Source organism: Paenibacillus sp. Marseille-Q4541, from assembly GCF_018310695.1.
Taxonomy (GTDB): Bacteria; Bacillota; Bacilli; order Paenibacillales; family Paenibacillaceae; genus Paenibacillus.
Genome location: NZ_JAGXCY010000008.1, coordinates 173,673 through 187,217 on the forward strand (window position 1 = coordinate 173,673; position 13,545 = coordinate 187,217).

Here is a 13,545-nt window from a genome sequence, read left to right on the forward strand (position 1 = left end):
TTATCGTTATGGAACAACTGCGTAAAAGTGACCCTGCTGTACTGGAAGCGATGGGACTGGAACTGAAACGTCAGCAAAATAACATCGAATTGATCGCATCGGAGAACATTGTATCGGAGGCTGTTATCGAAGCGATGGGCTCTGTACTTACTAACAAATATGCAGAAGGTTACCCAGGCAAACGCTACTATGGCGGTTGTGAACATGTGGATATCGTAGAAGATATCGCTCGTGATCGTGCAAAAGAGTTGTTTGGTGCCGAGCATGTTAACGTTCAGCCTCATTCCGGTGCACAAGCGAACATGGCTGTGTATCTGGCTGCACTGAAACCAGGCGATACCGTTCTTGGTATGAATCTGGCGCACGGTGGTCATCTTACGCACGGTAGCCCAGTAAACGCTTCCGGTCTTTTGTATAACTTCGTAGCTTACGGTGTACAAGAAGATTCGTTCCGAATTGATTACGATGATATCCGTAAAGCGGCATTTAAACATCGCCCTAAAATGATCGTTGCTGGTGCGAGCGCTTATCCGCGTACGATTGATTTTGAAGCGATTGCCAAAATTGCGCATGACGTTGGTGCGTTGTTCATGGTAGATATGGCTCATATTGCAGGTCTTGTGGCTGCTGGCCTTCATCCAAATCCAGTTCCACATGCACACTTTGTTACGACAACTACGCACAAAACCCTTCGTGGGCCACGTGGTGGTATGATTCTTACAACGAAAGCTTGGGCAGCTGCGATTGATAAAGCAGTATTCCCTGGTTCCCAAGGCGGTCCTTTGATGCACGTCATTGCTGCTAAAGCTGTAGCATTGGGAGAAGCGCTGCAACCGTCATTCAAGACATATGCTCAGAACGTTGTGAAAAATGCACAGGTGCTCGCAGAAACATTAATTTCTGAAGGTCTGAATATTGTTTCTGGCGGAACGGATAACCATTTGATGCTTATTGATACACGTAGCGTAAACATTACTGGAAAAGAGGCAGAACACGTTCTCGATTCCATTGGTATTACAGTGAACAAAAATGCAATTCCATTTGACCCGACGAGTCCTTTTGTAACAAGTGGTATTCGTATTGGTACTCCAGCTGCCACTTCCCGTGGTATGGATGAAGCAGCTATGGTGGAGATTGGTCAGATCATTGCTAAGACACTTAAAAACGCTAAAGATGCAGCTGTTCTTGAAGAAGCTAAACGTCAAGTTACAGCGCTAACGGATAAATTCCCGCTTTACCCTGAACTGAAGTACTAAAATTTCGTTTTTTTTCCCATACTGAGAATTAGCTTTCGTTGGCTATTTCTTAACAAATGGACCGAAGCTGCTTTTTTGTAGTTTCGGTCTTTTTTGGTTGATGTTCCGAAGCTGTCACGGTTATAGGTGTAATTTGAGGATAGGGAATGATATAATATACAGGATTTATCGACAGGATTGTTTCTATGATCAGAAACTACTCTAGATTGGTAATGGAAGAAGAACCTACCGGAGGGACATAACAATGGGAAAATTGGTGGTATGTGATCACCCGTTGATTCAACACAAATTGACAATTATTCGTGACAAGAGCACGAACACAAAGGATTTTCGCGAACTTGTAGATGAAGTAGCAACTTTAATGGCTTACGAAATTACACGTGATATTCCACTCGAAACAATAACAGTACAAACACCTGTTGCAGAGACAGATGGAAAAGTAATCTCAGGCCGTATGCTGGGATTGATACCGATTCTTCGTGCAGGTCTTGGTATGCTTGATGGCGTAGTGAAACTCATTCCGGCGGCAAAAGTAGGACACGTAGGTCTGTTCCGTGATCCAGAAACATTGCAACCAGTTGAATACTATACGAAGCTTCCGACTGACGTAACAGAGCGTGAGCTTATCGTGATTGACCCGATGCTGGCGACAGGTGGTTCTGCCATCGAGGCTATTAATGTACTGAAGAAGCGCGGTTGTACTCAAATTAAGATGATGAACTTAATTGCTGCGCCAGAAGGCGTGAAGGCCGTTCAGGATGCACACCCAGACGTAGATATTTATGTTGCGGCTATGGATGAGCGCTTGGATGAGCATGGTTATATCATTCCAGGTCTTGGTGATGCGGGTGACCGTTTGTACGGCACCAAATAACAAATCGGCATAAAAGGGGCTCTTAAGTAATGTCTAAAATTAAAGTTATGACGGTATTCGGAGTGCGCCCTGAAGCGATCAAGATGGCTCCGCTCATCTTGGAGCTTGAACGTCACTCCGAAGATATCGAATCCATAGTATGTGTAACAGCCCAGCATCGTCAGATGCTGGACCAAGTACTAGAAGTATTTAACATCAAGCCAGATTACGATCTGGATGTAATGAAAGATCGTCAAACCTTGAATGAAATTACTGTCCGAGTGCTGGAAGGACTTGAACCGGTTCTGCGTGAAGCGAAACCGGATATTGTGCTAGTTCATGGGGACACCCTGACAACATTCCTGGCTAGTTATGCGGCCTTTTTACAGCAAATTAAGGTAGGTCATGTGGAAGCTGGACTTCGGACCTGGAATAAGCTTTCTCCTTATCCAGAAGAAATGAATAGACAGCTAACAGGAGTACTCGCAGACTTACACTTTGCTCCGACGGATATGTCCGGCGGTAATTTGCTGCGAGAAAATAAATCAGAATCAAGTGTATTTGTCACAGGCAACACGGTAACAGATGTGTTTCAATATACAGTACGCGAAGATTACACCCACCCGGTACTGGAGTTTGCAAAGGGTAAAAGACTTATCCTGATGACTGCACACCGCAGGGAATCTCAAGGCGAACCGCATCGAAACATTTTCAAAGCGGTAAAACGAATTGCGGATGAATTTGAGGATATCGCTATTGTCTATCCTGTACATCCAAGCCCAGCAGTTAAAGAACCAGCTTATGAATTGCTCGGAGGCCATCCGCGTATTAAGCTGATTGATCCGCTCGACGTGGTTGATTTCCATAATATTTACCCGCACACACATCTCATCCTTACGGATTCCGGTGGAATGCAGGAAGAGGCTCCTTCGTTTGGAGTGCCTGTCCTTGTACTTCGTGATACAACGGAAAGACCAGAAGGGATTGAGGCAGGAACGCTGGAACTGGTTGGCACAGATGAGGAAAATGTGTATGCGAGAACCAAAGCCTTGCTAACCGATTCGGATCTGTATGCTTCAATGAGTGAAGCCGCAAATCCTTACGGTGATGGACACGCTTCCGAACGTATTGTCGGTGCGATTTTGCACTATTTCGGTAAAAAGAATGAAGTTCCTGAGACTTTTCACAGAAAGTTCAAAAAATAATTATTCCTATCATTCTCTAGTATAGACAGTACAGTGTACAGTTAAACTGTACGGTTTATAAGGGTTTGAGAGATTTTCTGCGTTTCTTTCAGGGTTTTTCAGTATTTCTTACAGCCAGAACAGGTTGATCTACCGATTGACAAACGCTTAAACCATTCAGTAAGATAATTGGGATTGGACAAACCTGACACATTTTTCTTCGTTTTCACTCTATTATAGAGTGAACGTAATATTAACTCATTTTCCATATACAGCGCTTTCTAGGGATGGGTTGTGTCTAATTATGAATCAGGATAAACCATGGTTAATTGCTTTGAGTATCGGTGGTTCAGGCATCCTGCTGGCTGCTTACATAACGATCGGATACTTTATAGGAAAGTGGCTAATGAATGTTGTGAATGGACCAAGTTTTTGGATCGCTATAGGCTGTCTGACTGGGCTCATTCTAGGTGTTCTCAATATAGCCCTTTTTATTAAGAAGTTTTTGGGGGAACAAAATGAATGATTTGTCTTCCATTGTAAATGCTGTTACCAGAGTGACGTTCTTCTTATTATCAGGATCACTTCTGGCATGGGTGCTATTGCCTGAACAACGTCCTTTGTTCTTGGGCCTTACAATCGGGCTAGCTGCAGGGTTATTCAACTTTAGGTATCTGTATATTAAAATCCATCAAGTTTCGGAGAGTGCAGCTACTCCTGGCGGCAAACGAGTTAATTTTGGCTTTTTGTCGCGGATGTGTATATCTCTTCTTGCAATTATGCTAGCTGTGAGATTTGATCAGGTATCTATGAGTTTTACTGTGATAGGACTTTTCTTGGTACAGGTTTTAGCGATTCCAGTAAGTATTTTTGTGAATTCTAGAACTAGAAATTGACATTACTATGGGAAAGGGGTGAATAAATCAATATGCATGACTCACCGATTATCAAACTCGGAGGATTGAACATTGACCTTTCCGCTGTATTAATGCTCACAGTGACGGTATTATTCGTGTTCATACTCGTTCGTTTGTGTGTTCGGAATCTATCTGTGGAGAACCCTTCTAAAGTACAGAATTTCATGGAATGGGTCGTTGAATTCGTTCAGAATCTCATTTCAAGTGCCATGCCGTTAAGTAAAGGTAAACCTTACATAACTTTAGGTCTGACACTGATTCTGTTTATTTTCGTAGCCAACTTGCTTGGTTTGCCGTTCTCTGTTATTTCGGAGCACGAAGAACAAGCTACAGCATTTGGACACGTTATCGAGGCGACTAGAGGTCTTAGTGAGGGACACCACGCTGAAATTCTATGGTGGAAGTCTCCTACGGCAGATATTTCGATAACAGCAGGACTTGCGATTATTATCTTCATTCTAATGAATTATCTTGGTCTGAAACACAACCGCAAGCATTACCTGAAACACTACATCGAGCCGTTCCCAATCTTCCTGCCGCTGAACATCATCGAGAACTTGGCGAAGCCGATCGCTCTTGCGATTCGTTTGTTTGCCAATATCTTTGCAGGTGAGATTCTCATCTCTACCATTCTGAAAATTGGATGGTTCGGAATTCCGGCCATGATGGCATGGCAAGGTTTTAGTATTTTCGTAGGTGCTTTACAAGCCTTCATCTTCACAATATTGTCGATGGTGTATATCGCCCAAACAACAATACACGAGGAACATTAGGTTTAAGTTACAGCAATAGTAACTCCAGAGCGGTTTGTAAGCCAGCAAGGAGATTATTATATTCGTTAGTTTAACAAAAAAATTGTATATATATTTTGAGGAGGAAATTCAAAAATGGAAATGTTAGCAGCAGCTATCGCAGTAGGTCTTGGTGCCCTTGGTGCAGGTCTTGGTAACGGTATGATCGTAAGTAGAACAGTTGAGTCTATCGCTCGTCAACCAGAAGCTCGTGGACAATTGCAAACAACAATGTTTATCGGTGTAGGTATCGTAGAGGTTATTCCTTTGGCAGCTACAGTTATCGCGTTCTTGATCATGTTTTCATAATATCAGAAGTAACGGTTTGGCGGGGAGGGCGATGCCATCCGCGCCTTCGTTTTGTTACGATACAGGAATGAACGGAAAGGAGTGACGTGAGTGCACATTTTATGGGAAAACATTGCTATTACCATCGTTGCGTTCTTGATCCTTTATTGGCTCTTGTCTAAGTATGCATTTAATAAACTGTTCGCTATTATGGAGCAGCGTCGTGAGTTAGTCGCTTCTCAAATTAATGAAGCAAAGCAGACTCGTGAGCAAGCAATTCAATATGTAGAAGAGCAAAAGGCAGCTTTGCAAGAAGCGCGTAATGAAGCTCAAAGTATTATTGAACAATCTCGCAAAACAAGTGTAAACCAAACGGAGCAAATGCTAAGTGAAGCGAAACAAGAAGCAGAGCGTCTCAAAGTTGAAGCTGTTCGTGAGATTGAAAGTGAGAAAAACAAAGCGGTTGCATCCCTTCGCAATGAACTTGGGGCTGTATCCGTACAGATCGCTTCCAAAATTTTGGACAAAGAAGTTAAGCAAGACAACGTTCAAGAAGAACTTGTTGAAAAGTATCTGAATGAAGTAGGAGGCAGACCATGAGTCGGGATTCGGTAGTCGCCAAGCGATATGCAAAAGCGTTGTTTGAAGTGGCGATCAAAAATCAATCCGTACTGGAATTCGAGGCCGAACTTCACGCGGTAGCAACCTCCATTAACGGAGATCGCGACATCGTTAAATTTATCTCTTCTCCGAACGTCAGCGTTGCTTCAAAACTGAGTGTCGTAGACAGCAGTTTGCAAGGCAAAGTTTCAGAGCCTGTATTGAATACAATTAAATTGCTCATCGAACGTAATCGAATCCATGCACTGGAAGCAGTTGTGGAAAGTTACGTGAATTATGAAGCAGATTCACTCGGACTGGTTACTGCGCGTGTGTATTCGACATATGAGCTTAGCCAAGAAGAGAAAGATGCGGTTGCTAAAGATTTTGGTGATCGTGTCAATAAACAGATTCGTATTGAAAATATTATCGATAAAAGCTTGATTGGCGGACTTAAAGTAGTCATCGGCGATACGATTTATGACGGCAGTCTGGCTGGCCAGCTGAAACGTCTAGAACAGTCTTTTAACAGACGAGTAAAGTAGTGAGGGGTGAGGACGCTTGAGTATCAGACCTGAGGAAATTAGTACTATCATTAAAAATCAGATCGAACAATACAAAACGGACATCGAAGTCAGCGAAGTTGGTTCTGTAATCGAAGTCGGTGACGGGATTGCCCGTGTTTATGGACTCGAGAACGTAATGTCCGGTGAGCTCGTTGAGTTTTCTACAGGCGTTTTGGGCCTTGCGCTTAACGTTGAAGAAAGCAATGTAGGTATCGTTATCATGGGACCTTACACAGACATTCGTGAAGGAGACCAAGTAAAACGTACCGGACAAATCATGCAAGTTCCTGTAGGGGAAGCTTTGATCGGTCGTGTTGTTAATGCAATGGGCCAACCGGTAGACGGCAAGGGTCCACTTGCAACTGATGAATTCCGCCCGGTAGAAAACCAGGCTCCTGGTGTTATGGCTCGTAAATCGGTACATGAGCCAATGCAAACAGGTATCAAAGCGATTGATGCAATGGTACCAATCGGTCGTGGACAGCGTGAGCTTATCATTGGTGACCGTCAAACAGGTAAAACAGCTATCGCTATTGATGCGATTCTAAACCAAAAAGGTAGCGGAATGAAATGTATTTACGTTGCTATCGGACAAAAACAATCTACTGTTGCTCAAGTAGTAGAAACACTTCGTCGTAACGGTGCAATGGAATATACAACGGTTGTAACTGCATCTGCATCTGAACCTTCACCACTCCTTTACATAGCTCCTTATGCTGGCTGTGCAATGGGTGAGTACTTTATGTACAGAGGTGAGCATGTACTCGTAGTTTATGATGACTTGACTAAACAAGCATCTGCATACCGTGAACTTTCCTTGCTGCTTCGTCGTCCTCCGGGCCGTGAAGCTTACCCGGGTGACGTTTTCTATCTGCATTCCCGTTTGCTCGAGCGTGCAGCTAAATTGAATGATGAGCTCGGTGGTGGTTCATTAACCGCTCTGCCATTCATTGAAACTCAGGCATCTGACGTTTCTGCTTACATTCCAACGAACGTAATTTCGATTACTGACGGTCAAATCTTCTTGGAAGCGGACCTGTTTAACTCTGGTCAACGTCCAGCGATTAACGTTGGTATCTCCGTATCTCGTGTTGGTGGATCCGCTCAGATTAAAGCTATGAAAAAGGTAGCAGGTTCCCTGCGTCTGGATCTGGCTCAATATCGTGAACTTCAAGCGTTCTCTCAATTCGGTTCAGATCTTGATAAATCAACTCAAGCTCGTTTGAACCGTGGTGCACGTATGATGGAAATTCTGAAGCAAGATGTGCATAAGCCGCTTCCAGTTGAACAACAAGTTGTCAGCTTGTACACAGCTACTAAAGGATATCTTGATGAAATCCCAGTAGGTGACGTAACTCGTTTTGAAAGAGAATATCTTTCATTCATGGTAAGTAATCACCCTGAGATTTTGGACTCTATCCGCACAACAAAAGAGCTTACTGCTGATAATGAAGCTGCGCTGAAAGATTCTATCGAAAAATTCAGAAAAAGCTTTTCTAAATCGAATTAAGTAGCAAGCTTGAGAGCAACGTTTTCCTATATATTAAAGATCAAAGAAGGGCTGCGCGAACACAACGTACGCCGCAGCCTCTCTTTCTTATATGAAAAGTAAATGCTACGAAGATTGTTTTTGACATAGTCAAAACGAAGTGAATGCTTACGATGATAGTTTTGACATAGTCAAAACTTTAAGGTGGTGAAAACATGGCAAAAGGTATGCGCGAAATAAAGCGTCAAATCAAAAGTGTTCAGAGCACGAAGCAAATTACCAAGGCAATGGAGATGGTTGCCGCATCCAAGCTTAGAAAAGCGCAGGAGAAGGCAGAAGCTGCAAAACCATATTCCGATAAGTTGAAGGAAGTGGTAACAAGTATTGCATCCTCTTCTACTGAGGTTAGCCATCCAATGCTGGTGACTCGTCCTGTCAAAAAGACAGCTTATCTTGTAATTACTTCAGATCGTGGTCTAGCGGGTGGATACAATGCCAACGTTCTTCGTCAGGTTTCTCTGACACTCAAAGAGCGCCACACTTCTAAAGACGAATATGTTCTGTTTGTAATTGGACGGAAAGGTCGCGATTTCTTCAGACGCCGTGAGCAACCGATTGGTATGGATGTAACAGATCTATCTGACTCACCAACATTTGCCGATATCAAATCCATTGCAAACCAAGCCGTTTCAGGTTTTGAAGAAGGTAATTTTGACGAGATTTATATCTGTTACAGCCAGTTTGTGAATGCAATTACCCAAATTCCTACGGTTGAAAAACTTCTTCCGATGGAAAGACCTGAGAAAAAGCAGGCAGGAGCTTCTGCTCAATACGAGTATGAACCTTCACCTGAAGCAGTACTAGAAGCTCTTTTGCCTCGGTATGCCGAGACTTTGATCTACGGTGCACTTCTGAACGGTAAGGCAAGTGAACTTGGGGCGAAAATGACAGCGATGGGCAGTGCAACCAAAAATGCATCGAAGCTTATTGGCGAATTGTCGCTTACTTATAACCGAGCACGTCAAGCTGCGATTACGCAGGAAATCACAGAAATTGTGGCGGGTGCAAACGCGCAGTCATAATTAAAGTACGGATAAACAATGAAGCTGGCCAGAATAACCTCTCATCCTTTTCAAAGTATGAAGGTAAGGGAGTTATTACTGCTCTAGCTTGTAGGAGGGAACTGAAGATGAACAAAGGACGCGTTGTCAGCATTACGGGTGCGGTTGTTGACGTTGAGTTCGACCGTGACGGACTTCCCGATATTAATAATGCAGTTACAATCAACACAAAGACAAGCAGCGGTAAAGAAATTAACCTTACGCTTGAAGCAGCTAAACATCTAGGTGATAACCGTGTACGCTGTATTGCAATGTCTTCTACAGATGGTCTCGTTCGTGGTGCAGAAGCAATCAATACAGGTGCACCTATTTCTGTACCTGTAGGGGAAGCAACTTTGGGCCGGGTATTTAACGTATTGGGAGATCCAATCGACAATGGTGCTGCAGTAGCTACTGCAGTTCGTAACCCGATTCACCGTTTGGCACCTACTTTCGATGAACTTTCTACACAAGCGGAAATGCTTGAAACAGGAATCAAAGTTATCGATTTGCTTGCTCCATACGCAAAAGGCGGTAAAATCGGTCTTTTCGGTGGTGCGGGTGTAGGTAAAACAGTAACAATCCAAGAACTTATCAACAATATCGCACAAGAACACGGTGGTATCTCCGTATTTGCCGGTGTTGGTGAGCGTACTCGTGAAGGTAATGACTTGTACCATGAGATGACGGACTCCGGTGTTATTAACAAGACAGCAATGGTATTCGGTCAAATGAACGAACCTCCAGGTGCTCGTCTTCGCGTAGCCTTGACAGGTCTTACAATGGCTGAGTATTTCCGTGATCAAGAAGGTAAAGACGTTCTTCTCTTTATTGATAACATCTTCCGCTTTACTCAAGCAGGTTCTGAGGTTTCTGCCCTTATGGGTCGTATGCCATCAGCGGTAGGTTACCAACCTACGCTTGCAACGGAAATGGGTCAATTACAAGAACGGATTACTTCCACAAAATCAGGTTCGGTTACTTCCATCCAGGCAATTTATGTTCCTGCCGATGACTACACTGACCCTGCGCCGGCAACAACGTTTGCTCACTTGGATGCAACAACTAACTTGGAGCGTAAAATCTCTGAGATGGGTATCTACCCAGCGGTAGATCCACTTGCATCAAGTTCCCGTATCCTTACTCCTGATGTTGTAGGAGAAGAGCATTACAATGTAGCTCAAGGGGTTAAACGTATTCTTGCTCGTTACAACGAACTTCAAGATATCATCGCAATCTTGGGTATGGATGAGCTGAGTGAAGAGGATAAAATGCTCGTAGCTCGTGCTCGTAAAATCCAACGTTTCTTGTCCCAACCGTTCCACGTGGCAGAAGCATTTAACGGCTTCCCAGGGAAATATGTTCCTGTTAAAGAAACAGTTCGCAGTTTCAGAGATATTTTGGATGGTAAGTATGACCATCTTCCAGAAGCAGCATTCCTGTTCGTAGGAACAATTGAAGAAGCGGTAGAAAAAGCAAAATCAATGGAATAGTCGTTTAGTTCCTAGGACTAAAGACCCAAAGATGAAGTTGAACTATCCTTCGGATAGAGTTCAGGAGGGATGACGATGAGTACCTTTTTATTGGAAATTGTAACTCCGGAGCGACTCATCTTCTCTGAGCAGGTAAGTAGCCTTGTTGTACGCGGAGTGGAAGGTGAACTGGGGATTCTACCAGGTCACGTTCCCTTCGTAACACCATTGCAAATTGCGCCTGTGTCCATTAAAGCGAATGGAAAGGAACTGAAAATCGCTGTTGCAGGCGGTTTTGTTGAAGTTCGCAAAGAGAAGGTAGTTATTTTGGCTGAGAGTGCTGAACTAGCTTCCGAGATTGATATTATACGTGCTAAAGCAGCTCTTGAGCGTGCAGAGACACGTTTAGCGTCTAAAGGAAGCCAAGATCATTATGATCACCGTCGTGCTGAAATTGCCTTGCAAAAGGCTATGAACCGACTTAAAGTATCCGGGAACTAATATATGTAGAGAGAACCTGACCCTTTCGTCAGGTTCTTTTTGTTTTCGAGATTATTTCCGAGGAAATGACAGAAAGAAGACGATTTAGAAATGTTTTTGTCTAAAATACAACAATTATAAGCCTAAATAAGGATTAGGAGTTTCAATATTGTAAGATCGGTTGACAAGAAACATCGATCCTAATATGATTTCACAGTGTGTTAAAATTATGTTATCTGAGAAAGGCGGAGAGTGGACATGGATCAAGTAATGAATGATCAAGTTAATCAGGCCATTAGTACAAACAGTCTTGTTGCTATGATTATTTCTCTTTCATGTATCGCTATCGCTTGGTGGTCTTTGCAGCATTTGAAGCTAGACTTGTTTGTGAAGCATCCACAAAGTGCCCAAGCAAGAATGTTGCAACTACTTTTAGCCATTGTTTTGGGTCATTTTGTGTCCGAGTTTGTGCTCAAATATCTCTCATGGACACAAATGCTGAAATATTTGTTTTAAAGCATTCTAGGCTGGTTATATCACTCTTAGGCATTCACACTTAAGACGGCTTTTGTCGAATAACATCATGTTTTTATGTGAACAATGGAACTAAAGATGTTCATTTGATAACAATGTAATATCGTCTAATCGGAGTCTTATGAAGTGTAAAACTGTAAAAAACCTTTAAAAATGAAAAATCGCTTGTCTCCTATGAACTTTTAATGTTATGATGGAAGTTAGGGGATTAGCAGAAAGACTGCTATTTCTTTGTTTTTAATCACAGTTTCGAATAAATTCGAATAAAAATGGTCTTACATGATTGTAATCATGTTTTGTAACCAATGAACTAATTCAAAAATGAAAAGTGCAAACCATTCTTTTCTGAAGGACGGCATCATGTAGAAAATTAAATGTTGATGTCGAATTTTCCGACGCAATCGGACAGCAAGTGAAGATCAATCTTCATTGTGTGCAGAAAAAGGAAATTAACGCGCGGAGGGAAACAAGATGAGCAAATTTATCGTCCGCGGAGGCAAGAGATTGACCGGAAGTGTCAAAGTCAGCGGCGCTAAAAATTCAGTTCTTCCGATCATCGCCGCCTCTCTCTTAGGGGAAGAAGGAGCAAGCATCATTACAGATGCACCTCCTCTAGACGATGTGTTGACAATTAACAAGGTACTGGAATCGCTAGGAGCGGAAGTTACATACCAAAATGAGGTAATTACCGTAAATGCAACGAATCTTACTTCGTGCGAAGCCCCTTACGAATGGGTTACTAAAATGCGGGCATCCTTCTTGGTTATGGGTCCTCTGCTAACACGTATGGGTTATACCAAAATCTCTCTTCCAGGCGGATGCGCCATTGGTACTCGCCCGATTGATCAACACCTTAAAGGGTTTGAAGCAATGGGTGCAGAAATCAGCCTAGGACAAGGTTATATAGAAGCAAGGTCGAATGGAAGATTGCGCGGCGCCAAAATTTATTTGGATGTAGCGAGTGTCGGTGCAACTGAAAATATTATGATGGCTGCTGTACTTGCTGAAGGAACAACCACTCTTGAGAATGCAGCAAAAGAACCGGAAATTGTGGATCTTGCTAACTACCTGAATGGGATGGGAGCAAAGGTTCGAGGTGCAGGTACTGGGGTAATTCGCATCGAGGGAGTAGAAAAACTCCACGGTGTCCAACATGCTGTAATTCCGGATCGGATTGAAGCAGGAACTTATATGGCTGCAGCTGCAATTACAGGCGGAGACGTTTACGTCGAAGGTGCGATCTCTGACCATCTTGGTCCTGTTATTGCTAAAATGGAAGAAATGGGCGTAACTATTATTCCTGACGAGAACGGAATTCGCGTTATTGCGGACGGTCCTCTGAAAGCTGTAGATATCAAGACGCTTCCTTATCCAGGATTCCCGACAGACATGCAATCACAAATGATGTCATTGCTGCTCAAATCCGAAGGAACTAGTGTTGTAACGGAAACAGTATTCGAAAACCGATTTATGCATGTGGATGAGTTCAACCTGATGAATGCAGAAATCAAAATTGAAGGTCGTTCCTCTATCATTACTGGGGGAGCTAAACTTACCGGCGCAAAAGTAACAGCTACTGACTTGCGTGCGGGAGCAGCTTTGATTCTTGCTGGTTTGATCGCAGACGGCACAACTGAAGTAGGCGGTGTTCATCATATTGACCGCGGTTATGTGCATCTTGCAGAGAAGCTGAATGGTCTTGGAGCAGACATCTACCGTATTTCGGTAGAAGAGCCTAAGCGTGAAGCGAAGCCAAGTGAAACAGTTGTAGCGGAATCAGAAACAGCACGTTTTAATGTTCAGCCTACTTGGGCGTAAGTTTAAGTAGAATGGAATCATATCGCAACAGTGTGCAAAAAAGAACAAAAAACCAAGCCATCATTGGCTTGGTTTTTTTTATTTTGTTTACCTATTTTTATTTTCATTCCATTTGAGACGTTACTTACTTCAATGAAATGAAAGTGGATAAAGATAGTCTCCTTTATACAACGATTTACTATATTTAAAACTCTATA

16 protein-coding genes are annotated in these 13,545 nt (G+C 43.0%); 15 read left to right on the plus strand and 1 reads right to left on the minus strand.

All coding sequences use genetic code 11. The features are described 5' to 3' along the window. The first annotated feature begins 8 nt into the window (after nt 1–8). From glyA to murA, 15 genes are all read left to right on the plus strand, one after another. Nucleotides 9–1,256 carry a serine hydroxymethyltransferase gene (glyA, locus tag KFT32_RS11950; RefSeq protein ID WP_211747431.1) on the plus strand — a complete coding sequence of 416 codons (1,248 nt, stop codon included), beginning with the start codon at nt 9–11 and terminating at the stop codon, nt 1,254–1,256. Between the two features lie 244 nt (nt 1,257–1,500). Further along, the gene (upp, locus tag KFT32_RS11955) at nt 1,501–2,130 is read left to right on the plus strand and encodes a uracil phosphoribosyltransferase (protein WP_211747432.1); all 630 of its coding nucleotides are present in this window, start codon (nt 1,501–1,503) and stop codon (nt 2,128–2,130) included. Nucleotides 2,131–2,159: 29 nt separating this feature from the next. Then, nucleotides 2,160–3,314: a non-hydrolyzing UDP-N-acetylglucosamine 2-epimerase gene (gene wecB / locus KFT32_RS11960; protein ID WP_211747433.1), complete on the plus strand. Its 1,155-nt coding sequence runs from the start codon at nt 2,160–2,162 to the stop codon at nt 3,312–3,314. Between the two features lie 283 nt (nt 3,315–3,597). Then, nucleotides 3,598–3,819 (plus strand): ATPase F0F1, encoded by a 222-nt coding sequence (locus tag KFT32_RS11965; protein WP_211747434.1) that lies wholly within the window; start codon nt 3,598–3,600, stop codon nt 3,817–3,819. Further along, nucleotides 3,812–4,189, plus strand: coding sequence for an ATP synthase subunit I (locus tag KFT32_RS11970; protein ID WP_211747435.1), 378 nt, complete (start codon nt 3,812–3,814; stop codon nt 4,187–4,189). The genes KFT32_RS11965 and KFT32_RS11970 overlap by 8 nt, the downstream gene beginning before the upstream one ends. A gap of 32 nt (nt 4,190–4,221) precedes the next feature. Then, entirely contained in the window at nt 4,222–4,983 is a 762-nt protein-coding gene (gene atpB / locus KFT32_RS11975; RefSeq protein ID WP_211747436.1) for a F0F1 ATP synthase subunit A, read from the plus strand. Between the two features lie 114 nt (nt 4,984–5,097). Beyond that, the gene (gene atpE / locus KFT32_RS11980) at nt 5,098–5,310 is read left to right on the plus strand and encodes a F0F1 ATP synthase subunit C (RefSeq protein ID WP_211747437.1); all 213 of its coding nucleotides are present in this window, start codon (nt 5,098–5,100) and stop codon (nt 5,308–5,310) included. 90 nt (nt 5,311–5,400) lie between these two features. Further along, nucleotides 5,401–5,889: a F0F1 ATP synthase subunit B gene (atpF, locus tag KFT32_RS11985; protein ID WP_211747438.1), complete on the plus strand. Its 489-nt coding sequence runs from the start codon at nt 5,401–5,403 to the stop codon at nt 5,887–5,889. Continuing rightward, nucleotides 5,886–6,434 carry a F0F1 ATP synthase subunit delta gene (locus tag KFT32_RS11990; protein WP_211747439.1) on the plus strand — a complete coding sequence of 183 codons (549 nt, stop codon included), beginning with the start codon at nt 5,886–5,888 and terminating at the stop codon, nt 6,432–6,434. The genes atpF and KFT32_RS11990 overlap by 4 nt, the downstream gene beginning before the upstream one ends. 16 nt (nt 6,435–6,450) lie before the next feature. Next, entirely contained in the window at nt 6,451–7,965 is a 1,515-nt protein-coding gene (gene atpA / locus KFT32_RS11995) for a F0F1 ATP synthase subunit alpha (protein WP_211747440.1), read from the plus strand. 194 nt (nt 7,966–8,159) lie between these two features. Beyond that, nucleotides 8,160–9,026 (plus strand): ATP synthase F1 subunit gamma, encoded by an 867-nt coding sequence (gene atpG, locus KFT32_RS12000; protein WP_211747441.1) that lies wholly within the window; start codon nt 8,160–8,162, stop codon nt 9,024–9,026. A gap of 107 nt (nt 9,027–9,133) precedes the next feature. After that, nucleotides 9,134–10,537 carry a F0F1 ATP synthase subunit beta gene (gene atpD / locus KFT32_RS12005; RefSeq protein WP_211747442.1) on the plus strand — a complete coding sequence of 468 codons (1,404 nt, stop codon included), beginning with the start codon at nt 9,134–9,136 and terminating at the stop codon, nt 10,535–10,537. 75 nt (nt 10,538–10,612) lie between these two features. Further along, complete coding sequence (locus KFT32_RS12010) at nt 10,613–11,017, plus strand: F0F1 ATP synthase subunit epsilon (protein WP_211747443.1); 405 nt, start codon at nt 10,613–10,615, stop codon at nt 11,015–11,017. Between the two features lie 237 nt (nt 11,018–11,254). Beyond that, nucleotides 11,255–11,512, plus strand: coding sequence for a DUF1146 family protein (locus KFT32_RS12015; RefSeq protein WP_249435829.1), 258 nt, complete (start codon nt 11,255–11,257; stop codon nt 11,510–11,512). 489 nt (nt 11,513–12,001) lie between these two features. After that, nucleotides 12,002–13,348 (plus strand): UDP-N-acetylglucosamine 1-carboxyvinyltransferase, encoded by a 1,347-nt coding sequence (gene murA, locus KFT32_RS12020; protein WP_211747444.1) that lies wholly within the window; start codon nt 12,002–12,004, stop codon nt 13,346–13,348. Nucleotides 13,349–13,365: 17 nt separating this feature from the next. Here the strand turns inward: murA and KFT32_RS12025 are convergent. Then, nucleotides 13,366–13,545 (minus strand): hypothetical protein (locus tag KFT32_RS12025; RefSeq protein ID WP_211747445.1); only part of this gene is annotated, 180 nt, incomplete at its 5' end.

What these genes read in the sequence shown, in the direction of transcription:
- upp (WP_211747432.1), top strand. Translation starts at nt 1,501, where the DNA reads ATGGGAAAATTGGTGGTATGTGATCACCCGTTGATTCAACACAAATTG.
- KFT32_RS12010 (WP_211747443.1), top strand. Translation starts at nt 10,613, where the DNA reads ATGAGTACCTTTTTATTGGAAATTGTAACTCCGGAGCGACTCATCTTC.
- KFT32_RS12015 (WP_249435829.1), top strand. Translation starts at nt 11,255, where the DNA reads ATGGATCAAGTAATGAATGATCAAGTTAATCAGGCCATTAGTACAAAC.
- wecB (WP_211747433.1), top strand. Translation starts at nt 2,160, where the DNA reads ATGTCTAAAATTAAAGTTATGACGGTATTCGGAGTGCGCCCTGAAGCG.
- atpB (WP_211747436.1), top strand. Translation starts at nt 4,222, where the DNA reads ATGCATGACTCACCGATTATCAAACTCGGAGGATTGAACATTGACCTT.
- atpD (WP_211747442.1), top strand. Translation starts at nt 9,134, where the DNA reads ATGAACAAAGGACGCGTTGTCAGCATTACGGGTGCGGTTGTTGACGTT.
- murA (WP_211747444.1), top strand. Translation starts at nt 12,002, where the DNA reads ATGAGCAAATTTATCGTCCGCGGAGGCAAGAGATTGACCGGAAGTGTC.
- KFT32_RS11965 (WP_211747434.1), top strand. Translation starts at nt 3,598, where the DNA reads ATGAATCAGGATAAACCATGGTTAATTGCTTTGAGTATCGGTGGTTCA.
- glyA (WP_211747431.1), top strand. Translation starts at nt 9, where the DNA reads ATGGAACAACTGCGTAAAAGTGACCCTGCTGTACTGGAAGCGATGGGA.
- KFT32_RS11990 (WP_211747439.1), top strand. Translation starts at nt 5,886, where the DNA reads ATGAGTCGGGATTCGGTAGTCGCCAAGCGATATGCAAAAGCGTTGTTT.
- atpE (WP_211747437.1), top strand. Translation starts at nt 5,098, where the DNA reads ATGGAAATGTTAGCAGCAGCTATCGCAGTAGGTCTTGGTGCCCTTGGT.
- KFT32_RS11970 (WP_211747435.1), top strand. Translation starts at nt 3,812, where the DNA reads ATGAATGATTTGTCTTCCATTGTAAATGCTGTTACCAGAGTGACGTTC.
- atpG (WP_211747441.1), top strand. Translation starts at nt 8,160, where the DNA reads ATGGCAAAAGGTATGCGCGAAATAAAGCGTCAAATCAAAAGTGTTCAG.